Source organism: Halorubellus litoreus, from assembly GCF_037081675.1.
Lineage (GTDB): Archaea > Halobacteriota > Halobacteria > Halobacteriales > Natrialbaceae > Halorubellus > Halorubellus litoreus.
This window is the reverse complement of sequence record NZ_JAZAQL010000002.1, coordinates 1448573-1467960: the sequence shown is the minus strand read 5'-3', so window position 1 is coordinate 1467960 and position 19388 is coordinate 1448573. Positions and strand designations below refer to the sequence as shown.

Here is a 19388-nt window from a genome sequence, read left to right as displayed (position 1 = left end):
AGCGCACACATACTCGGAGTATGGGTCTCAGGGGGTGAGAAACGCGGTCGGGCGCTGGCGTCCGGACGTTGGTGGCGACGATGCCGACGGTGGCGACGATGCCGACGGTGCCGACGTGGTCACAGCGAGACGACGTCGCCGACGGCGGGTGCGCTGGCGTCGTAGCCGTCGTCGCGGAGGTCGGCGGCGAAGCGCTCGCAGTCGTCGCCGTGGTTCACGAGCACCTCGCTGTCGCGGTACGCGTCAAGGAACTCGCGGACGCCGGCTTCGTCGGCGTGCGCGGAGAAGTCGTACTGCTCGACGCGCGCGCTGACGGGCAGCCGGCGGCCGTCGAACTCGGCGCTCCCGGTCTCCAGCAGTTCCCGGCCGGGCGTGCCTTCGACCTGGTAGCCCGTCATCGCGACCAGGTTCGTCGGGTTCGGCGCGACCTCGGGGACGTACGTCATCGCTGGGCCGCCCGAGAGCATCCCGCTCGTCGTGACGATGGCGGCCTTCTGCTCGCAGATGCGCTTGCGTTGCCCGTCCCGACCGGTGACGAACCGGGCGTGGCTCGTCGCGCGCTGGAGGGCGTCCGCGTCCCGGACGAAGCCGGGGTGGTGGCCGAGCATCCGCGTCACGTCCTTCCCCATGCCGTCGACGTAGCACGGGACGTCGTGCGCGTCGCACACGAGCAGCATCTCCTGGGTGCGGCCGATGGCGAACGCGGGGACGACGACGGTGCCGCCCTCCCAGAGGGTCTCCTCGACGCGCTCGACGAACCGGCGTTCGACCTCGGCTCGCGGGTCGTGCTCGACGCCGTAGTACGTGGATTCGCAGAGGACGACGTCCGCGTCCGGGCGCGCGGTCGTCCCGGGGACGAGACGTTGCGAGTCGACGTGGAAGTCGCCCGTGTACAGGAAGCGTGTCTCGCCGTCGTCGATCAAGACGTGCGCGCTCCCGGGGATGTGGCCGGCGTCGAACAGGGTCACCTCGTATCCGGCGGCCTCGAAGGGCTCGCGGTAGCCGTGCGTCTCGGATACTTGCGTGAGTCGCTGGACGTCCGTCTCCGTGAACGGACACTGGAGGGTGCCGCCGTGGAGTTTCAGGGTGTCGCGAGCGAGCGTGAGAGCCAGTTCTCGCGTGGGGGGCGTCCAGTGCACGGGCGGCCGGGCTTTCCCGGAGAGCAGCGCGGGGACCGCGCCCGCGTGGTCGAGGTGGCCGTGCGAGACGACGACGGCGTCCGGGTCCGGCGTGTCGACCGGCGTCTGCATCGGCGTCCCCGTCAGGAGCCCGAAGTCGAGGAGGAGCGAGTCGTCGACGAGGATGGCACTCCGGCCGACTTCGCGGGCACCACCGAGGAAGCGAACGTCCATGCTGCGTTACCCGAGGGAAGTCACCGAAGCCACTTGCGTTCGTCGTTCGGCGAGTCGTCGCGAGCTAATCCGCGTTCGCGTCCGGGAACGCGCTCGGGTCGGTGGTGACGGGCGTCGGGCCGTCGTCGCCGACGCCGGTGGTGACGATGAGGCGCATCCCGCGACGGACGCTCATGTCTATCTCGTGCACTTGATCCTCGGGGAGGAGGACGAGGCGGCCGGCGGTCGGGTTCGGGCTGTTCGGGAGGAAGACGTTGTAGACGTCCTCGCCGGCGAACTCCTCGACCGAACTCGGACTCTCGCCGGTGACGAGGCCGATCGAGTACACGCCCTCGCGCGGGTACTCGACGAGGACGACGCTCTCGTAGGCGGTTTTTCGTTCGACCAGCGAGTCCGCGACCTGCCGGATGTTCAGGTAGATGGTGGAGAACAGCGGGATGACGTTCACGATGCGGCCGACGTTCCCGAACAGGTGCCGGCCGATGCTCTTCTTCGCGAGGTAGCCCAGGAGCGTGATGCTCGCAACGATGATGGCGGCGGCCAGCAGTTGCGCGGCGACCCTGTCGTTGGCGGTGTACCGCGTGAGTTCCGTCCCGGCGACGAACGGGTCGACGAACTGGAGCGACCAGTTCACGAGGAGCCGAAGGACGTACAGCGTGAGCGCCAGCGGCGCGATGAGTATCATGCCGGAGACGAAACTGCTCTTCAGTGCGTCGGTGACTCGCATACCGACGTATCGGGGTGGACGTGGATAGGGATGCTGGCGTCGCGCCGCCGGGGCGAGGGCCGGCCCACTTTCAAGCGGGCGCCGAGCAACGTGGTGGTATGAACGCAGTCTCGACGCTCGTCCCGTCGTTGCTCGCCGTCGCCGTGCTCGTCGTCGTCAGCGCGTTATTCTCCAGTAGCGAGTCCGCGTTGTTCTCGCTCACCGACGACTGGGTGACGGGGCTCGCCGCCGACGGCGAATCGACCGACGAACGCACGCTGCGAGCGCTCCTCGACGACCCGCATCGACTCCTCGTCACGATACTCGTCGGGAACAACGTCGTGAACGTCGCCATCTCCAGCATCGTCACGCTCCTCGTCGCCGAGTTCGTGCCCTCGGGGCTCGCGGTCGTCGTCGCGACGCTCGCCGCGACCGTCCTCGTCCTCGTGTTCGGCGAGATAGTCCCGAAGGCGTACGGGCTCGGGCACGCCGAACAGTGGAGTCTCCGCGTCGCCCGCCCGCTCTCGCTCGTCGAACGCGCGCTCGGCCCGGTCGTGACGGTGTTCGACGAGAGCACGCGCCGGCTGACGGGCTTCGTCGGCGGCGACCAGCGCATCGAGGAGCCGTACCTCGACGAGTGAGACGACTCGGTCTCGTCGGTCGACGAGCGAGAACCGCGGCGTCGTCGGTCGAGGCGTCGCTAGTTCAGCGTCCAGAACCCGACCGTGAGGTACGTCGCGAACAGCACCCACGCGAGGTAGGGAAGCATGAGCGCGGTCGCGCGGCGGTCGACGCGGTCGAACAGCGCCATCGTGGCGAGGATGGCGACGTCGAGTGCGAGGATGACCGCGAGCCCCGCGGCGGGCGACTGTGCGCCGAAGAACGCGAACGACCAGGAGACGTTCAGCGCGAGCTGGACGCCGAACGCGGCGAGTGCGCGCGTCCGCATCGGGTGGTCGCGTCGACGGTAGACGAGGTACGCGGCGGCGCCGATGGCGGCGAACAGGGCGGTCCAAACCGGCCCGAACACCCACGATGGTGGCGTCAGCGGCGGCGCGGCGAGCGTCGGGTACCAGGACGCGACGTCGCCCGCGGTGAACGCCGCGGGGAGCCCGCCCGCGAGGTTCGTCGCGACGATGGCGGCGAGGAGCCCGGGGACGTCCCCTCGGTCGAGGTCGTCACCGACGGGTGCGTCGACGGACGGCGTGCCCATACCGATTTACACGCGTTCCTTCCGGATAAAACGACCGTGCAAGCGGTGCGGGGACGGACGGCCGTCGGACTGGTCCCCTCGGGGCCGTTCACCCGGCGACCGGGGTTCGCGCTCGTCGAGTCGATGGAATTACTGTCGCCGGCACCCTGGCTGCTGGCGTGTACCAGGGGTCGCGTCGCGCGGTCGTGAATCCGGTGAGTGGCAGCGGCGACCACGCGGAGTACGTCGAGCGCCTGCTCGTCGGGCGCGGGTTCGAGGTCGAACGCACCGGGGGCGAGGGCGACGCTGTCGCGTTCGGGCGGGACGCGGTCGCGGACGGCGTCTCGGAGGTCTGCGTCTGCGGCGGCGACGGCACCATCAACGAGGTCGTGCGAGGGCTCGCGGACGCGGGCGGACTCGGGGACGTGACGCTCTCGGTCGTCCCGGTCGGGACCGCGAACCTCCTCGCGGGCAACATCGGAGTCCCGGACATCCGTACCGGCGTCGAGGTGGCGGACACCGGCGACGTCCGGCGGGTCGACGTCGGGTTCGCGGACGGCGAGCCGTTCCTCGTCTCCACCATCGCGGGGTTCCCGGCGGACGCGAGCCTGTCCGCGAGCAGCGACCTGAAGGCGCGCCTCGGCCCGCTCGCGTTCGTCGTCACGGGCGCGCAGGAGGCGATCGAGTGGAACGGTATCGACATCGAACTGGAGGCGGACACCGACGCGGGGACCGAGGCGTGGACGGGCGAGGCGCTGTGCTTGCTCGTCGGGAACGCGCGCCGGTTCGTCGCCGAGGGCGGACAGGGAGACATGGAGGACGGCCTGTTCGACGTGGCGGTCGTCGAGCAGATGCCGGCGGCGAACGCGGTGGCCGAGGCGCTCGGTCAGCGACTGCTCGGGCAGGACACGCCTGGCGTGACGCACCTGCAGGCGAGCAACCTCAACGTCACCGCCGACAACCCGATCCGGTTCAGTCGCGACGGCGAGCTCGCCGAGCACGACGGTCTGGACCTGTCGGTCCGCGAGGGCGCGCTCGACCTCCGCGTCGGCGACGCCTACGACCCCGACCCGGTCTGAGGGCGGGGTCGAGCGACGAGAGCGGGCTCGTTCACCCGCTGGTGGTCTATCCGAGGAGGTACTTCAGCCAGGAGTTGTTCTGGACGACGTCGAGTCGCTCGATGCGTGCGTCGAGCCCGAGGATGCGGCCGGCGCCGAACGCGCCGAGCCCGAACAGGAGCACGGCGTACACGATGTGGTCGTCGACGACCCAGCCGTGCGCCAGCGGCAGCCCGGCCATGAGGCCGCCTTCGAGCGCTGCGGCCCAGTAGAACAGCATCATGATGGCGCCCCAGAACGCGCTGAATCGGACGAACGCACCGAGGATGAGCGCAGCCCCGGCGAGTGTCAGGCCCCACATGTTCAGCATGTCGATGAGGGGGCTGCCTGCCATGTCCATCCAGAGTCCGCCGAAGGGGTTGCCTTCGGGGACGGCGTTCTGGAGGAAGCCCGCGGCCGTCCAGTCGTTCGCGGGGTCCCCGTCGAGGTACGTGACGAGTTTCGTCACGCCACCCTGGAACAGCACCCAGCCCATCACAACCCGCATGAGGAACATCGAGTACCCGACCCAGTGCTCCGAGTATTCGAACGTGACGCCGCGACCGAAGATCTCCGTCTCGAGTCTGTCTTGCGTTGCCATGCATGTGGCCTGTCACCAACCAACGGTATAATTGATGCAGTTCTTTCATATCTGCCGGAGCGGCGTTAGAACCGTCTTAACCGGACGAAATGGGCCCTGAAGGCGAATACAACTGCGACGCGGAGCTGTCGTACCGAACGAGTTAGGACACCGAACAGGTTAGGCTGGTTCGGCCGTGGATCACGCCGTCCGGCGGCTGGTTCGGGCGTGGGGGACGCCTGCTGGTTCACGCCACGCTACCGGTACGGGTCCTTCCCGACGTCCGGTGGGCGGCGGATGGTGAACTGCGCGTACCGGTTGCCGTACGCGAGCGCGAGCGACCCGACCCACCAGTTCCAGCGTTCGACGGCGTCCGTGCAGTCGTCGGGCGCGTCCGAGAGGTGGTCGACGATGACGTCCGCGGTCAGGTCGCAGCCGGCGTCCTCGCGATAGTATCCGCTGTCCCGGAGGTCGACGGCCTGGCGAACGACCACGCGAGACTCGCCGCCGTACTCGCGTTCCAGTTCGAGCTCCAATCGACCCGGCTTCACGATACCAGATACGAGCGCGGCCCCCATACGTGCGTCGGCCCACGGACTCTCCGAGCATCCGGCGGCCGCCAGGCCGTCGGTTCGGGTGGAACCGACTCACCGAGCGTCCGGGGGCTTCTCGACTCTCCTAGCGTCCGGCGGCCGCCAGGCCGCCGGTTCGGGTGGAACTGACTCACCGAGCGTCCGGGGGCCTCTCGACTCTCCGAGCATCCGGCGGCCGCCAGGCCGCCGGTTCGGGTGGAACCGACTCACCGAGCGTCCGGGGGCTTCTCGACTCTCCCAGCGTCCGGGGGCCGCCAGGCCGCCGGTTCCGTTGCGGTCGCTGTGCGGTGGCGGTGGGGGTGCGACGGCGGTGGTCGCAGTTGCGGTGCGGAATCGCTGCGGGAGCGGGCGTTGCGCGGTTGTTCGCGTTGATGTGGCCGTGAGCTGGGTTTCGATGGTGTTTTTTACGCGCTCCGTCTGAGTCCTTCTATGCCTAGTTTCAACGTCGTGGTTGGCGACCCCGAGTCGGGGCTCGCGCACCAGCTCGAGGTCGATGGACAGGATGCGAACCGTTTCGTCGGGAAGACGATCGGTGACGAGGTCGACGGCGGCGCTCTCGGACTCGACGGGTACACGCTCGAGATCACGGGCGGGAGCGACGAGGCTGGTCGCCCGATGAGCGGCGACGTCGCGGGCCCGAACCTCAAGGAGGTCCTGATGAAGGAGGATGGCGTCGGCTACAATCAGGACCGCGACGGGAAGCGAAAGCGCCTCACCGTCCGCGGGAGCGAGATCAGTGACGCGGTCGTCCAGATCAACGTCACCGTCGCCGAAGCCGGCGAGGAGTCCGTCGAGTCCCTTCTCGGGCTCGAGGACGACGAAGACGAAGCGGACGAGTAACGCCGTTCCCGGAGTCGGTGCGTCGTAGGTTTCCTGAGGGCGTCGCCCTCGGCGCGCATCGGACTCCTGCTTCTCGAACTCGATAGCGGCGCGTCCGGCGTGGTCGTTGCGACCCGACGAGCGCTGTCGTCGCGTCGTCGTCTCGGCGGCGAGTACGGTCGGAATCGGGCGTGTGCGTGTTCTCGGAGTTGATTCGTCGGGAGCGACGGGTTTAGGCGTCGCCGTCACGCAGAGGTCGTATGGCCGACCGCGTTTCTTCGGATGCCGTGCCGACGGTGCGAGCGACGCTCGTGAAGCACGGTGCGATGGATCGGTTGCGGGTGGAGATACCCGCGGACGAGATGGATCGGTTCCCTGCTGGGGAGGTCGTGCGGGTGGTCGTCGACGGCGACACGCGTCACGCGGAGATCAAGCGGCATCTCACGGACGACACGTACCTGCTCGCTGGTGCGTTCGACACGCCCGACGAGGCGCGCGACCGCTCCGGCGAGGACCGCCTGGCGGCGTGGTGCGAGGACGTGAACCGCCAGCCGGGCGGGTCCGTGCTCGTGGACGTCGTCGAGGAGGGATTCCTGTACGGGCTGCGTGCGCCCGGTGAGAAGTCGTTCTACACGGCGCACGAGGCGCCCGACGAGAGTCTCGCGGACATCGCGGAGCAGGTCGAACGCGGCGAGTGATGGTCGTTCGAGCGGTCAGGATCGAGCGCCGTCGACGAGCGCGTCGGGCGACTGGGGTCGCCACTCGGGGAGTGGGTCGAGTCGAGTAGAAGAGGGTGTGCTAGAGGCGAGGGAGGAACGAGTACAGCAGGAAGCCGAAGGCGAGGTGCTGGACCATCGTGCGTTCGACGGTCTCGCGGACCTCGCGTTCGCCGTCGATGGAGTACTCCTTCGTCCGCACCTTCTTGTGCATCTTCAGGATGTCCTCCTCCTCGAGCTGGTGGAGGCTCGGGTACACCGTTCCGGGGCTGAGTTGTGCGTCGAACAGCCGCGTGAGGTCGGAGATGAGTTCCTTCCCGTGGGTCTCGCCGCGGAGCGAGATGAGCATCAGGAGGATCTCGTCCAGGTTCTCCTTGACGATGTCCTCCTCGAAGTCGACGTCGTCGGTCGGGAGTGCCGCCCGGACGTCGTCGAGCATTTCGTCGAGCTCGCGCTCGACGGTCTTGTCGTCCGCCTTCGGCGTCGACCCGATGAGCAACTCCACCTCGTTGCTCTCGTCGGTGTCGTTCGTTGCCGATGCGGTCAACTCGTTGAACACGCTTTGTGCGTTGTCGGATTCCTCGTACATCAGTCGTCACCTTCCCTCCGAACCGGCCTCCCCCTGAGACACGACCCACGTACCCACGTAGCGTGTCAAGAGACCGTTCCAGAGTACACTCGTACATTGTAGCTATCCCACATAAGTGGTGTGGCCGTTATATGGTAAGTGACAGGTTTATTCCGGCGGCTCCGAGCGTAGACTAACTGTCTCGAATATGGTCTAATCGTCTTCTATATGGGGTATATGGTGGGTTCTGTGGAATCGAGACCCGACTCAGAAACTAAAAACGAATAGTTAGTGTATACGTAATCTGTCTTAACCTCGTGCGTGAGCGTGAATCACAAGCAGGAGATGGGTGCGAGCCAGAACCACGCCCACGCGAGCTCGCTCACGCCCGCGAGCGCACGAGCGACGACTCAATCGTCGCCGATCGCTTCGATGACCTCCTTGCGCGCACTCCGATCACCGAGTTGCTTGTCCACGCGCCGCTCCGCGAGCCGCGCGAGCATCAGGTGCTCCTCGAGGTCGTCCCCCGCGATCTTCGCGACGTACTTCAGCGACCGCGCGTGCGTCCCGAACGGCGTCCCAGAGAGCGTCTCGAGGGGATACTCGAGCGTCGCCGGCTCGTCGTACTTCTTGTTGTGGATCTCCGAGAGCGACAGTCCGCGGATGTACCGGATCATCTCCTCGCGGACCTCGCTCGATATCCACCCGAGGCGCTCGTAGTACCGCAGACAGTTCAGCGCGCCACTCGTCCCGAACGTCTCGCCGAGATACCGAGCCCACTGCATCGTCGTCTCCATCCGGTCCGCGGACTGCGATATCGAACCGAGATACGGTTTCTCGCGCTCCATCCTTGCACGAACACACCACCGCCGTCCACTTCAAGCGTCGCGTGAAATCGAGACCTGAGTCGTCCCCCGGGGAACCGTCGCCGGAAGGCGGTTAGACCGTGATGAGGGCGTCGACGACCATGCGCGTCACGACCGCGGTGAGCGCGCCCGTCCACGTCAGCATCACGAAGTGCACGTACCCACTCACCTGGTGACCGCGGTCACTCACGCGCACCATCACGGACGACAGGAGCGCGTTCAGGAGGACCGTCAGGAGCAGGAGGAACTCGATGACCTGGAGGTCGTATCCCTCGACGTTGATGAGGAAACTCATCCGACCGAGGTCACCCATCTCGTCCATGATGGTGATCATCATCTCGACGGTCTCCAGTCCGACGAAGAACGCGAACACCGACGCCGCCGTCAACCCGTAGAGGACGCCGATGAGCGTCGTCGTCGCCTGCTTGCGTTGCTCGCGGACCTTCATGACCTCGCTGTGGTTCCGCGAGATGACCTGCCCGAGGTGCTTCGGTTCGCCACCCATCCGACGCCCCTCGACGTACATGTCACCGAACTTCTGGATGAGGAACGACCCGGTCTCGGCGGCGAACAGATGCCACGAGCGCGTGGTGTCGATGCGCATGTGCAGGCGCTTGTAGAGGTTGTCGATGTTCTCCGTGAGCGCCCCGAAGTCCTTTTTCCGGAGCGATTCGAGGACGCTCCCCGTCGAGGACTGCTTGACGGACTCGACCGCGCCGAGCGCGCGCACGAAACTCGGGAACTCCTCGTCGCGAACCTGCACGCGCCGTTCCTCGCGCCGAACGCTCCACCCGGGGATGATGAGTGGCGTCACCGGGAGCGCGACCATCACCGGCAACGGCAGGACGTCCGTCGAGACCGGCGCGTACCCGAGGAGGACGACGCCGACCGCCGCCGCCAGCACGATAGACAGCCCGATACCGAGCGCGAGCCGCGCCTTCACGTACCCGAGCGGGTACGTCAACGACTCCGGTTCGCGGTACCACAGCGGGTCGTTCGGTGAGATGGTGTGGACCGCGTACACGAACCCGGCCTGGACGATGACGAACAGCCCGATGACGGCGCCGACCGCTATCGTCGGGTCGATGCCGACGATGACCGGGATGACGATCGCGAACACGAGGACGAACGCGGTCGACAGCATCATCGACAGGTACAGCTCCTTCATCACGTCGAGCTTGTTCAGGTCCGCCTCGTACCGGATGACGAACTGCTGGATGATGGAGTCCTGTTCGTCCATCAGGAACTCGCTTATCTGCTGGCCGCTCCCGACCGTGTACGCGAGGCGTTCGAGGAAGTCGCTGAGGAGGTCGGAGTTCACCTGGTTCGCGCGCATCCGGCACGCGTCGTCGAGACTCTGATTCCACGTGTCGACGAGCGCGACCAGGTGCCCCATCTCGTCGGCGAGCGCCTGGTACTCCTCCTCGCCCGCCAAGGTACGGAAGATCTGGACGCGATTGATGTTCGTCATCGACAGGACCGTGATGTGCGTGAGGAACAGGTGGAACCGCTGCCGTATCTGTTTGCGACTCCGGTCCTGGACGGCTTTCGGGTAGAGGAGTGCGGCGAACACCGCGAACACGCCGAGGCCGACGAGTGGTCCGGCGACCGTGAGCGGGAGCGAGACGATGAGCGCCGCCGCGATCGACCCGACGGCGAACAGGACGGACGGCAGCACGACCACGAGCAGGTACGTCCGCATCGGCATGTCCATCCGCCGGTAGGACTGCTGGAGGTCCTCGAGGACCGTTCGGATGGATATCTCGCTGTCCGGTTGTGCTGCCGTCGACATGATGTTACATCGTCACGCTCTGCAATCCAGTGATGTCTATCGGGAGGCCCTCCATGCCGTCCCGCTGGTAGCCCTCGATGGCGTCGTTGACCTCGTGATACCCGAGGACGTCCGCGTCGATGAGTTGGCGGATGATCTCCGCGCGCCGGTCGAGTTCGTCGTATATCTTCCGCGTGTCGTTGTACCCGAGTAGCGTCGCGATCTGCTCCTCGAGGACGTACGAGTTGTTCCGCCCCGTGAACTCGACGTTGTCCTCGCGCGGATCCCAGTTGAACGCCTGGCGCGTGATGACGCCGTCCTCGTAATCGGAGTATCCCTCGATCTCCTGCACCGAGGTGACTCGGCGGAGGACGTCGTCGCCTTGCTTCACGCGGTTCTGGAAGAGCGCGACGTCGCAGTTGTCCATGAACGTCTCCGGGACGTTGATCGGGGCGCCCGTGAACCGCTGGATCATCGAGACGATATCCGACGCGTGGAACGTGAGCATCACGGGGTGGCCCGTCTGGGCGGCCTGGAACGCCATCTGGCCTTCCGCACCACGAACCTCTCCGACGATGATGTAGTCCGGGCGCGACCGGAGTGCGGCCGCGACCAGGTCGAACATGTCGACGTCGCTCGACTCGTCCTCGCCCTGGCCCTCCCTGGTGAGGAGTTGCTGCCACGTGTCGTGGGGTGGGATGACCTCGGCGGTGTCCTCCGCGGTGTATATCTTCGAGTCCTGCGGGATGAACGACAGGCTCGCGTTCAGCGTCGTCGTCTTCCCCGAGGCGGTCTCGCCGACGACGAACACCGTCTGCTCGTTCTCCAGGCAGAGCCAGAGGTACGCCGACAGTTCGGGGGACAGCGTCCCCCACTTCGTGATCTGGAATATCGACAGCGGGATGTCGTCGCCCTGGCGGATGGTGAGCGACGGGCCCTTCACGGAGACGTCGTCGGAGTAGATGATGTTGATACGCGACCCGTCCGGGAGCGTCGAGTCCACGATCGGGTTCGAGTCCGAGATGGGCGAGTCCATCCGTTCGCCCATGTTCCGCAGCCACGTGTTGAACGCGTCCGGGTCCCCGAAGTCGACGTTCGTCTCCACCATCCCGAACGTCCCGTGGTCGATGTTGCACTGGTGCGGCCCGATGACGTGGATGTCCTCGTTCTGCGGGTCCTGCATCACGGGGTTGAGCGGGCCGAGGCCGACGATGTCGCGCTGGAGGTGGTATCGGAGCGCTTCGTACGTGCGCTGGTCGACCGTGACGGACCCGCCGAGCCCACCGGAGAGCGACCCGATGGCGCCACCGACCGACACCACCTCGTCGAGGAGTGCATCCAGGTGCGCCTCGAACTCGTCGTCGTCGTTCGGCGCCGGCCGCGAGACGCTCCGGTCGAGGATGCGTTGGCGCGCCTGCGCGTACACCTCGCGCTGCTGTTCGTCGAGTTGCGGTTCGATACAGTAGTACGTCGTACTCACGCCGAGGTCGCCGTACACCTGCACGAACACCTCGTCACTGATGCGATAGCAGACGTTCGGTCGGTCCGCCTCGTAGTCGCCGACGTTCTCGACGAACAGCGGGTACTCGCCGAACTCCGCGTGGAACTCCGCCAGGTGATTCTGGAGGTGCGGGTAGTCGTCGGCGTGCTCGCGCAACTGCGTCGTCATCCGCTGCGTGCCGTGTTCTGACATAGGTGTGTTAGGCGATCGTCCGGTTCACGATGGTCAGTCCACGCCCCTGCTGGACGTTGAACGCGATCCCGTCGTCAACTGGCTGCTTCATGTTCGAGAACCGGCGGACGCGAACGTTCCGCCGGATCTCCTGTCCGACCTCCTCCGTCTCGATCTGCATGAAGACGTCCGCGGTGCTCCGGATCGGGCGCAGCGCGCGCTCGGTCGTCGCCTCCGGGTCCGCGGTCAGGACGACCGTCTTCCCGCGGCTCGTCATGCCCTGCAGGAACGTGAGGACGCTCTCCATCTCGTGGTCCTCGTCGCCGTGCGCGGCGATCGCGTCGAACCGCGGGTCGTTCCGGAGGAACGCACTGAACGCGTCGACGACGATGACGTCGCCCTGCCAGAGCGTGCTCGGTTCCGTGAGCTTCGACAGGAGTTCGCGGCGGTCGCCGCCGCGGTGCGTGTCCACGTCCGCGTGCAGGAACAGCACCTGCCCGGAGAGCATGTGTTCGACGATGTCGTACGACAGCGAGTGCATCTGCTGCATGAAGTCCGCGGCCGTCAGCTCCGTGGACACGTACGCGATGTACGTGTCCTCCTCGGCCATCCCGTAACACATCCGCTGGGTCCACACGGACTTCCCGGCGCCGTCGACGCCCTCGATGAGCACGAGGCTGCCTTCGGGGATGCCGCCGCCGACGGCGTGATTCACGCGGTCGGTGTCCTCCAGGCCGAGCGAGTAGTGACCGTTCACCTTCATACGTAGAAGGTGAACACCTCCCGGTCGCCGTTGATTACGAGTACGACGCGGTGCTCGCCCGGCGACAGCGACTCGTCGACCTCGAGACGTAGCACCGTTCCCGGCCGCCAGCTCGACCCGTCGAGGACGGTCAGTCCCTGGTCGCTCGCGGGGACGTACTGGCCGTCGACGAGGACGTCGATCTTCCCGGGTTCGTCCGGGAGCGTGTTCGAGCCCGTGTTCTTCACGAGGACGGACACCGTCGCGTTCGGGTCGTCGTACACCGCGCTCGACCCCGGGTCGGAGATGATCTCTATCTCGGTGTCGATGCGTTGCTCGGCGTCGACGCTCCGCGTGTCTATCGCGTTACTCACCTCCGCGACGTTCGTCACCATCGTCCCGGCGACGCTCGCCGCGATGATCATCGCCGCGATGAACAGGATGAGACTGGAGACGGAGCTACTCGCCATCGCGACCACCTCCGCCGTCGACGGTCGCGCTCGATGACGCCTCGCCGTCCTGGCCCCGTCCCAGCGAACTCGTTCGACCGTCCGTGCTATGCGTATTCATATGTCGGTCTCCGTTTCGGCGATCCCGAACTCGGTGACGACCTTCACGCGATCCGGTCGCGTCGACGTCGACACCTCGATGCGCAGCGTCTCGCCGGGCACCCAGATGGTGCGCGAGCCGTCGCCGTCGACGCTCGTCGCGTACCCCTGCCGGTACGCGCCGTCGACGAGCACGTCCGTGTCCGCCACGGACAGCGTCCGCGACCCCGTGTTGTTCACGCGCACCACGAGCGTGTCCGTCGTCGCGTTGTACGTCACGTTCCCCAGGTCGATGTCGGAGTTCCGCTGGGAGAGCCCGCGGTCGCCGCGGTCGTCGACCGCGGTCTGCACGCGCTCGTTCGCGGTACTCATCATCGGGTACGCGGTACTGATCGCTATCAGGACGCCGACGAACAGGACCGCCATCGACCCGCTCGTACTGAAACCCATCCTATAACCCCGTGTCGTCGATGGTCCGCTGGACCGCGTCCAGCTTCATGATGTACTCGTAGCTCTCTGCGTGATCCTCCGCGGTGAGTTCGTTCGGGTCGCGGCTCGGGTCGACGTTCATGTCGAGGTCCGGCCCCGAGATGACGGACTCCAGGTACGCCTTGACTCGTGGACTGATCCACCCGATCTCCTCGTAGTACGCGACCGCGCGGAGCGTCGCCGCCGGCCCCGCCGTCGACACGAGACTCGTCAACCACTCGAAGACGATTATCTCCGTCGCGTACGTGTCCGCGAGCCCGGCGAGCGCGACCGCGTCGGCCGACCGGCCGCCCTCGTGCTCCCGCGAATCGCCGTCGTCGCGCCACGTGCTGGCGTCGCGTCGAGCGTCGTCGAGCTGACTGCGTTGACTCGTCGGTTCCGGGTCGTGTTGACTCATCGATTCCTCGGCCGTCGTCGGTTCGACCTCGATCTCGTTATCGACTGGTTCATCGTCCTGTCTCGCCCCGGCAGCCGCCGCGTCCTCCTCGACGGCGACGGTCCCGCCGTCGTCCGACGCCGCAGCCGCCTCCTCGTCGGCCGCCGCCTCCTCGTCGCCGGCCTCGTCGTACTCCGCGCGGAGGTCGTCCAGGCCGACCGTCGCCGCGTCGTCTTCCGTCGCCTCCGCCTCCGCCTCCGCGTCGTCTTCCTCGCCTTCCTCGTCGTCGGCGTCCGCGCCGTCGACGACCGCCTCCACGACCTCGCCGTCCGGATCCGGTTCCTCGCCGCCGACGACACCGAACCCGTCCGCGTCCGGGTCGGCGTCGCGCGTCGGTCCTTCCATGAACGGATTCACGTCCGCGGTCAACTGGTCGTAGATTCCGAGCAGCTGGCGGACGGTGTCGTTCACCTCGTTCAGTTGCTCGGCGACGTCCTGCTGGGAGCCCTTGATGGTCTCCAGCTCGGACTGGTTCTGCTGCATGCTGCCTTCCATCTCGTCGAGGCGTCCTTCGAGCGCCTCGACTTGCTCCTCCTGGTCGAGTTCCTCGAGCTCGACGTCGAAACTGGACTCGGGCGGACCCGACGCGTCCTCGCTCCCCTGCGCGTCGATCGAGTCGGAGTCGGAGCCACCGCTGGCGTCGTCGCGGCCAGCGCGGTCTTGGCTCCCCTCCGAACTCAGGAAGTCGGCGAGGACGTCTCGAAGTCCCATCTGTGGTGTGATTCGTGGTCGTGATTCGAGCGAGTCTGCCCGAGCGATACCGGATACGCCACCTGTCAGTACCGTACAGATGACTAAAGAAGCGCGCACACCCTCGCTCCGCGTTTCGAGGCGTGAGTCGAGACTCGAATCGGCCAACGAGGGCATACACGTCTTGAATAACCGAACTCGCGTTCACGTACTCGGGGGCACTCCCCCCGTATCTCGTGATGAACCTTCCCGACTCGCCCCGGCGCGGGGCTCGTGGCCGCTCCCGGTCGTCAGCGGACGACCAGCGAGCAGTCCGGCCCTGCGGCCGACGGACGGCCGAGTCGGGGACAGTGCGTCCTCACGCGAGGCCGCACCTGAGTCGGGTACGTTCGTTCACGGATGGTGAACTACCGATGCACGTACCCGAAGCACACGACAGACGCGGTCAAGTCGGTATCGGGACCCTGATCATCTTCATAGCGATGGTCTTGGTCGCAGCCGTCGCGGCAGGTGTCCTCATCAACACGGCGGGGATGCTCGAAGCGAAGGCGTCTGATACCAGTCAGGACTCGCAAGCACAGGTCTCCAATCACATCATCGTCGTCAGCGCGGTCGGTGAAGTCGACACGTCGGCTAAAACCGTCTCGCACCTGAATCTGACGTTGATGAAGGCAGCTGGTGCCGGCGACATGGACCTGGAGAAAGCGTCGTTCGAGTACATCTCGGACAACGCAGCGAAGAGTCTGAAGTCCACGGATTCAGCGGTGACGCTGTGGAACACGGATAACACCTCAGATTCGAAGGTCCTGACCAGCCGAGACGACCGTATCGTATTGCGTATAGACGTCACCGACGCCGACCTCGAAGGCGGCACTGGTCTACAACCCGGTGAGAAGGCAATGATCACGATCGTCACTGCGTCCGGAGCGAAGTCACTATACGGAGTGAACGTCCCGCAGACGATCAGCGACGAAGAGTACGTGAAAGTCTGATGACCGCCGGCGGTGTCCCTCGCGGGCACACGATAGAAAACAACGTATGACCACGAACGAACCCGACACGAACGACACGACGCCCGAACGCGCTCGCAGCGACGGCAGGTCCTCGGAGCGGTCCGGGGGCGTGCTGTCGCCCGACGAGCTCGCGCTCGACGACGACGAGCACGTTCGGCAGCTCGACGACGACCGCTACCTCGTCTCTACTGGCGGGACTGGGTCGTCGGCGAGTGGTGGGCGAGCACGCCAGACCCGCTCCGATGGGGGTCAGGTGGTGACCGACGGGTCGCCGTCGCCTACCGATGCATTAGCGCAGTCGTCCGCTGGGTTCGGAGTCGATTTGGCCGTCAAAACCGAGGCCGGTGTTTCGAGACGTCGGGTAACGTCGAACGACATTCGGGAGGTGTTCACCGAGATGCTACGCTGGTACGCGCTCCAGCTCGATTCGGACGCAGATCCTGCGGAGACGCTCGCGGTGTTGCGGGCAGCCTCCGAGCTAGACTTCTGAGCGTTCCCTGATACTTTCTGGTAGGTTTTCTAACTTGTTAGCGGTTGCGTTCGTTCGAACGAAATCACACGAACCACACGCAGGCAACGATATACGGGAGCCGTTCTGGGTCTCGTTTCGAGACCTGAGTCGCGCGCCGAAACGGCGACCGAACTGATACACCCCTTGATAGTAACCCGGATGCATGCACTATTCGGGGCGCATCCCCACACGACAAAGAATGATAGTGGAAAACCCTACGAACGACGATACCCGCGGTCAGGTCGGCATCGGCACCCTGATCATCTTCATTGCCATGGTGCTGGTCGCCGCGGTCGCAGCCGGCGTACTCATCAACACCGCCGGACTGCTCGAGTCAACCGCCTCCGACACGGGGTCGGACTCGCAAGCACAAGTCTCCAACCAAGTCGACGTGATCAGCGCCATCGGGCACGACAACGACACCGACGGCACCGTCGAACGGCTCAACTTCACCATCAAGAAGTCCGCCGGGTCCAGCAACATCGACCTGGAGAACCTCACGGTGAACTACCAGTCCGACGCCGCGTCCCAGACGCTCAACTTCACGAGCGGGGACGCCAACGCCGTCCAGTTCAACACGACGGAACTCACGGGCGACGGTGACAACGTCCTCGACGACACGGACGAGCGGTTCATCGTGACCGTCAGCGCCCAGACGATCGAATCCGGACTCAGCGAAGGTGGCGAAGCAACCGTCACGTTCGTCGACCAGTCCGGTGCGTCGACGATCTACGGCGTCAACGTCCCAGACACCATCAGCGGTGAAGAGTACGTGAGCGTGTAACAATGTTCGATGCAATCGATACCAACGAACGCGGTCAAGTCGGCATCGGCACCCTGATCATCTTCATCGCGATGGTGCTGGTCGCCGCGGTCGCAGCCGGCGTGCTCATCAACACGGCAGGCCTGCTCGAGTCCACGGCCTCCGACACGGGGCAGGACTCGCAAGCCCAGGTCTCCAACCAGCTCACGGTCGTGAGCGCATCCGGGCACATCGACAGCGGGAACGTCTCCTCGCTGAACTTCACGGTCATGAAGTCCTCGGGGTCGGGCGACATCGACCTCTCGGCGGCGACGGTGCAACTCAAGACCGACGAGGTCTCGAAGACGCTGACGTTCGCCAACGACACCGCTGCGGGCGCGAGGACGTTCGCCGTCTACGAGATCAACGACACGGACATCAACAACCCGCTGCACGACGGTCCGGACGGCGCGTCCGTCGTCCTCGACAGCAGCTCCGACCGGCGGGTCGTCCGTATCGACCTGAATACGATGAACAACCAGCTCGCGGAACTCCAGGAGGGCGAGGAGGCGACGGTCACGTTCGTCGACCAGTCCGGTGCGTCGACGATCTACGGTGTGAACGTCCCGAACACGATCAGCGACGAGACCACGGTCGCGGTCTGACGCACACCTTCGACCCGGTATCGGCCGGGTGAGCTCGTCCCCGGGCGCATCCCGCTCCGGCGTTGACGCCGGGGATGCGCCGGTGGCACGCGGCAGGATGTGTGCGCCGCTGGCAGCGCGTCTGGCGCCGGCCGGATGCGCTCGTGGACTCGCCATCCGAACAACGGAATGATAGTGGCGAACCCAGTTCGAGGCACGACACACCGACGCCGTCACGCACGCACGTGACGCGGCGTGAACCCAGGAGGCTCACGCCACGTCGGTCCGGTACGCACGAACGATCGAGGAATCGCGAACGACCATACGCTTCGGCGTATCCCACATCGGTAGGCAACCCGAGTCGGCCCGCAACGAGCCGGCTCACAGTTCACCCAACGCGCGGGCCACGGTCGCGTGACGACGCGACCACGGCCCACCTCGCGGTTTTCTTTCGACGCTACGCTCGACAGCGACGGTTCGCGGTCTCGACGCCAGTCGCTCCGCGGCGGCGTCTCCCAGTGCGAGCGCGGGGAACACGCGGAGTTTTTCAGCCTCGACCGTCGAGTACGTTCCATGACCGACGTCAGCGCGCGCCGGGAGGCGTTCCTCGCCGGTGACCGACCGGACGACGTGGCGATCTACCTCGCGGACGACTACGTGGACGACCTCGGGCGCCTGGAGAAGTACGGCGTCCGCACCGCCGACGGTATCGTCATCGTCGTCGACGGCGAGAGCGGCCGGAACGCGTTCCACGCCGCCACGGGGATGGACGCGATGAACTTCGCGCAGGGCGCGATGGGGACCGAGAGCCCGATCGAGCACGACCTCACGACCGGCGAGTGCCCGGACGCCGAGGACGACCCCGACGTCGAGCACGTCGTCGAGTTCGTGTTCGCGTTCAGCGAGGACGAGAAGGACGAGGAGGAGTTCGACGGCCTCTACACCGAAGGCGACGTCGTGCACGCGTACGCCCACTGCGCGTGCGGGACGTCGTACTCGGACAAGTGGCTCGCCGCCGACGACTGACGGACTTCTGGTCGTTCGCCACGCGAACGCGGCTCAGAACGTGACGTCGCTGCTGTCGACGACCTCGCCGAACAGCCAGTCGGCGTGCTCGAGCGCGTACTCCTTGTGGTCGGCTTCTATCGCGCCGATGGCGTCCTCGACCATGACGGGCCGGTAATCTCGGAGGCCCGCGGACCCCGCGGTATGGAGGACGCAGACGTTCGCCAAGGTCCCACAGAACAGGAGGTCGTCGATGCCGCGCGCCGACAACCAGCCGTCGAGTTCGGTGTCGTGGAACGCGTCGTACGTGTGCTTCTCGACGACGTGGTCGTCGTCGTGGACGTCGAGTTCGTCGACGACTTGGGCGTCCCAGGAGCCCTCGAGGACGTGCTCGCCCCACTGCTCGAACTCGTCGTAGTAGTGCGCGTCCGCGAACTGCTCGGGCGGGTGGACGTCGCGCGTGAACACCACGCGAACGCCGGCGTCGTGCGCGCGGTCGACGAGTTCGGCGACCGGGTCGACGGCGTCCTCGCTCCCGGGTGCGTACAGGCTTCCGTCCGGATGACAGAACCCGTTCTGCATGTCCACCACGACGAGCGCTGCGGAATCCGAATCTGCGTGCATACGTGAACGTCG

Annotated in this window: 23 protein-coding genes; 9 read left to right on the top strand and 14 right to left on the bottom strand. The window is 66.2% G+C overall.

Translation table 11 applies throughout. The features are described 5' to 3' along the window. Positions 1-119: 119 nt before the first annotated feature. Entirely contained in the window at positions 120-1352 is a 1233-nt protein-coding gene (locus tag VYJ16_RS14855) for an MBL fold metallo-hydrolase (RefSeq protein ID WP_336351082.1), read from the bottom strand. 64 nt (positions 1353-1416) lie between these two features. Further along, on the bottom strand, positions 1417-2079 hold the full coding sequence (locus VYJ16_RS14850) for a DUF502 domain-containing protein (protein ID WP_336351081.1): 663 nt from the start codon (positions 2077-2079) through the stop codon (positions 1417-1419). Between the two features lie 98 nt (positions 2080-2177). On the opposite strand from VYJ16_RS14850, the gene VYJ16_RS14845 reads away from it, so the two are divergent. Continuing rightward, the gene (locus tag VYJ16_RS14845) at positions 2178-2699 is read left to right on the top strand and encodes a DUF21 domain-containing protein (protein ID WP_336351080.1); all 522 of its coding nucleotides are present in this window, start codon (positions 2178-2180) and stop codon (positions 2697-2699) included. A 59-nt stretch (positions 2700-2758) separates the two neighbouring features. On the opposite strand, the gene VYJ16_RS14840 is transcribed toward VYJ16_RS14845, so the two are convergent. Further along, positions 2759-3271, bottom strand: a complete 513-nt coding sequence (locus VYJ16_RS14840) for a TspO/MBR family protein (RefSeq protein WP_336351079.1) — start codon at positions 3269-3271, stop codon at positions 2759-2761. 158 nt (positions 3272-3429) lie between these two features. Here VYJ16_RS14840 and VYJ16_RS14835 point away from each other — a divergent pair, with 158 nt between their 5' ends. Beyond that, the gene (locus tag VYJ16_RS14835; RefSeq protein ID WP_336351078.1) at positions 3430-4329 is read left to right on the top strand and encodes a diacylglycerol/lipid kinase family protein; all 900 of its coding nucleotides are present in this window, start codon (positions 3430-3432) and stop codon (positions 4327-4329) included. Between the two features lie 46 nt (positions 4330-4375). Here VYJ16_RS14835 and VYJ16_RS14830 read toward each other — a convergent pair whose 3' ends face one another. Together VYJ16_RS14830 and VYJ16_RS14825 are read right to left on the bottom strand one after the other, a co-directional pair. Beyond that, the gene (locus VYJ16_RS14830; protein ID WP_336351077.1) at positions 4376-4948 is read right to left on the bottom strand and encodes a DoxX family protein; all 573 of its coding nucleotides are present in this window, start codon (positions 4946-4948) and stop codon (positions 4376-4378) included. A gap of 236 nt (positions 4949-5184) precedes the next feature. Continuing rightward, positions 5185-5505, bottom strand: a complete 321-nt coding sequence (locus VYJ16_RS14825; RefSeq protein ID WP_465261550.1) for a WNWW family protein — start codon at positions 5503-5505, stop codon at positions 5185-5187. A gap of 444 nt (positions 5506-5949) precedes the next feature. Here VYJ16_RS14825 and VYJ16_RS14820 point away from each other — a divergent pair, with 444 nt between their 5' ends. Together VYJ16_RS14820 and VYJ16_RS14815 are read left to right on the top strand one after the other, a co-directional pair. Next, positions 5950-6360 (top strand): 30S ribosomal protein S6e, encoded by a 411-nt coding sequence (locus tag VYJ16_RS14820; RefSeq protein ID WP_336351075.1) that lies wholly within the window; start codon positions 5950-5952, stop codon positions 6358-6360. Positions 6361-6599: 239 nt separating this feature from the next. Next, complete coding sequence (locus tag VYJ16_RS14815) at positions 6600-7037, top strand: DUF7112 family protein (RefSeq protein ID WP_336351074.1); 438 nt, start codon at positions 6600-6602, stop codon at positions 7035-7037. A gap of 100 nt (positions 7038-7137) precedes the next feature. Here VYJ16_RS14815 and VYJ16_RS14810 read toward each other — a convergent pair whose 3' ends face one another. The 8 genes from VYJ16_RS14810 to VYJ16_RS14775 all read right to left on the bottom strand — a co-directional run bounded on the left by VYJ16_RS14810 (position 7138) and on the right by VYJ16_RS14775 (position 14858). Further along, positions 7138-7644: a PadR family transcriptional regulator gene (locus tag VYJ16_RS14810; protein WP_336351073.1), complete on the bottom strand. Its 507-nt coding sequence runs from the start codon at positions 7642-7644 to the stop codon at positions 7138-7140. Positions 7645-8033: 389 nt separating this feature from the next. Then, positions 8034-8471 carry a FlaD/FlaE family flagellar protein gene (locus VYJ16_RS14805; protein ID WP_336351072.1) on the bottom strand — a complete coding sequence of 146 codons (438 nt, stop codon included), beginning with the start codon at positions 8469-8471 and terminating at the stop codon, positions 8034-8036. 91 nt (positions 8472-8562) lie between these two features. Then, positions 8563-10281, bottom strand: coding sequence for an archaellar assembly protein FlaJ (gene flaJ, locus VYJ16_RS14800; RefSeq protein WP_336351071.1), 1719 nt, complete (start codon positions 10279-10281; stop codon positions 8563-8565). A 4-nt stretch (positions 10282-10285) separates the two neighbouring features. Beyond that, complete coding sequence (locus VYJ16_RS14795; protein ID WP_336351070.1) at positions 10286-11953, bottom strand: type II/IV secretion system ATPase subunit; 1668 nt, start codon at positions 11951-11953, stop codon at positions 10286-10288. 7 nt (positions 11954-11960) lie between these two features. Beyond that, positions 11961-12689, bottom strand: coding sequence for an archaellum protein ArlH (gene arlH / locus VYJ16_RS14790; protein ID WP_465261551.1), 729 nt, complete (start codon positions 12687-12689; stop codon positions 11961-11963). Positions 12690-12691: 2 nt separating this feature from the next. Next, entirely contained in the window at positions 12692-13144 is a 453-nt protein-coding gene (arlG, locus tag VYJ16_RS14785; protein WP_336351068.1) for an archaellum stator protein ArlG, read from the bottom strand. A gap of 96 nt (positions 13145-13240) precedes the next feature. After that, positions 13241-13672 carry an archaellum stator protein ArlF gene (gene arlF, locus VYJ16_RS14780; protein ID WP_336351067.1) on the bottom strand — a complete coding sequence of 144 codons (432 nt, stop codon included), beginning with the start codon at positions 13670-13672 and terminating at the stop codon, positions 13241-13243. A 1-nt stretch (position 13673) separates the two neighbouring features. Beyond that, on the bottom strand, positions 13674-14858 hold the full coding sequence (locus VYJ16_RS14775; RefSeq protein WP_336351066.1) for a FlaD/FlaE family flagellar protein: 1185 nt from the start codon (positions 14856-14858) through the stop codon (positions 13674-13676). A 392-nt stretch (positions 14859-15250) separates the two neighbouring features. On the opposite strand from VYJ16_RS14775, the gene VYJ16_RS14770 reads away from it, so the two are divergent. The 5 genes from VYJ16_RS14770 (at position 15251) to VYJ16_RS14750 (ending at position 18773) form a co-directional block, all read left to right on the top strand. Continuing rightward, positions 15251-15829 carry an archaellin/type IV pilin N-terminal domain-containing protein gene (locus VYJ16_RS14770; protein WP_336351065.1) on the top strand — a complete coding sequence of 193 codons (579 nt, stop codon included), beginning with the start codon at positions 15251-15253 and terminating at the stop codon, positions 15827-15829. Positions 15830-15875: 46 nt separating this feature from the next. Continuing rightward, positions 15876-16340, top strand: a complete 465-nt coding sequence (locus VYJ16_RS14765; RefSeq protein ID WP_336351064.1) for a DUF7500 family protein — start codon at positions 15876-15878, stop codon at positions 16338-16340. A 220-nt stretch (positions 16341-16560) separates the two neighbouring features. Continuing rightward, on the top strand, positions 16561-17145 hold the full coding sequence (locus tag VYJ16_RS14760) for an archaellin/type IV pilin N-terminal domain-containing protein (RefSeq protein ID WP_336351063.1): 585 nt from the start codon (positions 16561-16563) through the stop codon (positions 17143-17145). Positions 17146-17147: 2 nt separating this feature from the next. Next, the gene (locus VYJ16_RS14755; protein ID WP_336351062.1) at positions 17148-17768 is read left to right on the top strand and encodes an archaellin/type IV pilin N-terminal domain-containing protein; all 621 of its coding nucleotides are present in this window, start codon (positions 17148-17150) and stop codon (positions 17766-17768) included. Positions 17769-18320: 552 nt separating this feature from the next. Further along, on the top strand, positions 18321-18773 hold the full coding sequence (locus tag VYJ16_RS14750) for a DUF5807 family protein (protein WP_336351061.1): 453 nt from the start codon (positions 18321-18323) through the stop codon (positions 18771-18773). Positions 18774-18806: 33 nt separating this feature from the next. On the opposite strand, the gene VYJ16_RS14745 is transcribed toward VYJ16_RS14750, so the two are convergent. After that, the gene (locus VYJ16_RS14745) at positions 18807-19376 is read right to left on the bottom strand and encodes a cysteine hydrolase family protein (protein ID WP_336351060.1); all 570 of its coding nucleotides are present in this window, start codon (positions 19374-19376) and stop codon (positions 18807-18809) included. Positions 19377-19388 lie beyond the last annotated feature (12 nt).

Bases quoted from the DNA above. Each gene is read 5' to 3' on its own strand.
- VYJ16_RS14855 (WP_336351082.1), bottom strand. From the start codon at position 1,352: ATGGACGTTCGCTTCCTCGGTGGTGCCCGCGAAGTCGGCCGGAGTGCC.
- VYJ16_RS14850 (WP_336351081.1), bottom strand. From the start codon at position 2,079: ATGCGAGTCACCGACGCACTGAAGAGCAGTTTCGTCTCCGGCATGATA.
- VYJ16_RS14845 (WP_336351080.1), top strand. From the start codon at position 2,178: ATGAACGCAGTCTCGACGCTCGTCCCGTCGTTGCTCGCCGTCGCCGTG.
- VYJ16_RS14840 (WP_336351079.1), bottom strand. From the start codon at position 3,271: ATGGGCACGCCGTCCGTCGACGCACCCGTCGGTGACGACCTCGACCGA.
- VYJ16_RS14830 (WP_336351077.1), bottom strand. From the start codon at position 4,948: ATGGCAACGCAAGACAGACTCGAGACGGAGATCTTCGGTCGCGGCGTC.
- VYJ16_RS14825 (WP_465261550.1), bottom strand. From the start codon at position 5,505: ATGGGGGCCGCGCTCGTATCTGGTATCGTGAAGCCGGGTCGATTGGAG.
- VYJ16_RS14820 (WP_336351075.1), top strand. From the start codon at position 5,950: ATGCCTAGTTTCAACGTCGTGGTTGGCGACCCCGAGTCGGGGCTCGCG.
- VYJ16_RS14815 (WP_336351074.1), top strand. From the start codon at position 6,600: ATGGCCGACCGCGTTTCTTCGGATGCCGTGCCGACGGTGCGAGCGACG.
- VYJ16_RS14810 (WP_336351073.1), bottom strand. From the start codon at position 7,644: ATGTACGAGGAATCCGACAACGCACAAAGCGTGTTCAACGAGTTGACC.
- VYJ16_RS14805 (WP_336351072.1), bottom strand. From the start codon at position 8,471: ATGGAGCGCGAGAAACCGTATCTCGGTTCGATATCGCAGTCCGCGGAC.
- flaJ (WP_336351071.1), bottom strand. From the start codon at position 10,281: ATGTCGACGGCAGCACAACCGGACAGCGAGATATCCATCCGAACGGTC.
- VYJ16_RS14795 (WP_336351070.1), bottom strand. From the start codon at position 11,953: ATGTCAGAACACGGCACGCAGCGGATGACGACGCAGTTGCGCGAGCAC.
- arlG (WP_336351068.1), bottom strand. From the start codon at position 13,144: ATGGCGAGTAGCTCCGTCTCCAGTCTCATCCTGTTCATCGCGGCGATG.
- arlF (WP_336351067.1), bottom strand. From the start codon at position 13,672: ATGGGTTTCAGTACGAGCGGGTCGATGGCGGTCCTGTTCGTCGGCGTC.
- VYJ16_RS14775 (WP_336351066.1), bottom strand. From the start codon at position 14,858: ATGGGACTTCGAGACGTCCTCGCCGACTTCCTGAGTTCGGAGGGGAGC.
- VYJ16_RS14770 (WP_336351065.1), top strand. From the start codon at position 15,251: ATGCACGTACCCGAAGCACACGACAGACGCGGTCAAGTCGGTATCGGG.
- VYJ16_RS14765 (WP_336351064.1), top strand. From the start codon at position 15,876: ATGACCACGAACGAACCCGACACGAACGACACGACGCCCGAACGCGCT.
- VYJ16_RS14760 (WP_336351063.1), top strand. From the start codon at position 16,561: ATGATAGTGGAAAACCCTACGAACGACGATACCCGCGGTCAGGTCGGC.
- VYJ16_RS14755 (WP_336351062.1), top strand. From the start codon at position 17,148: ATGTTCGATGCAATCGATACCAACGAACGCGGTCAAGTCGGCATCGGC.
- VYJ16_RS14750 (WP_336351061.1), top strand. From the start codon at position 18,321: ATGACCGACGTCAGCGCGCGCCGGGAGGCGTTCCTCGCCGGTGACCGA.
- VYJ16_RS14745 (WP_336351060.1), bottom strand. From the start codon at position 19,376: ATGCACGCAGATTCGGATTCCGCAGCGCTCGTCGTGGTGGACATGCAG.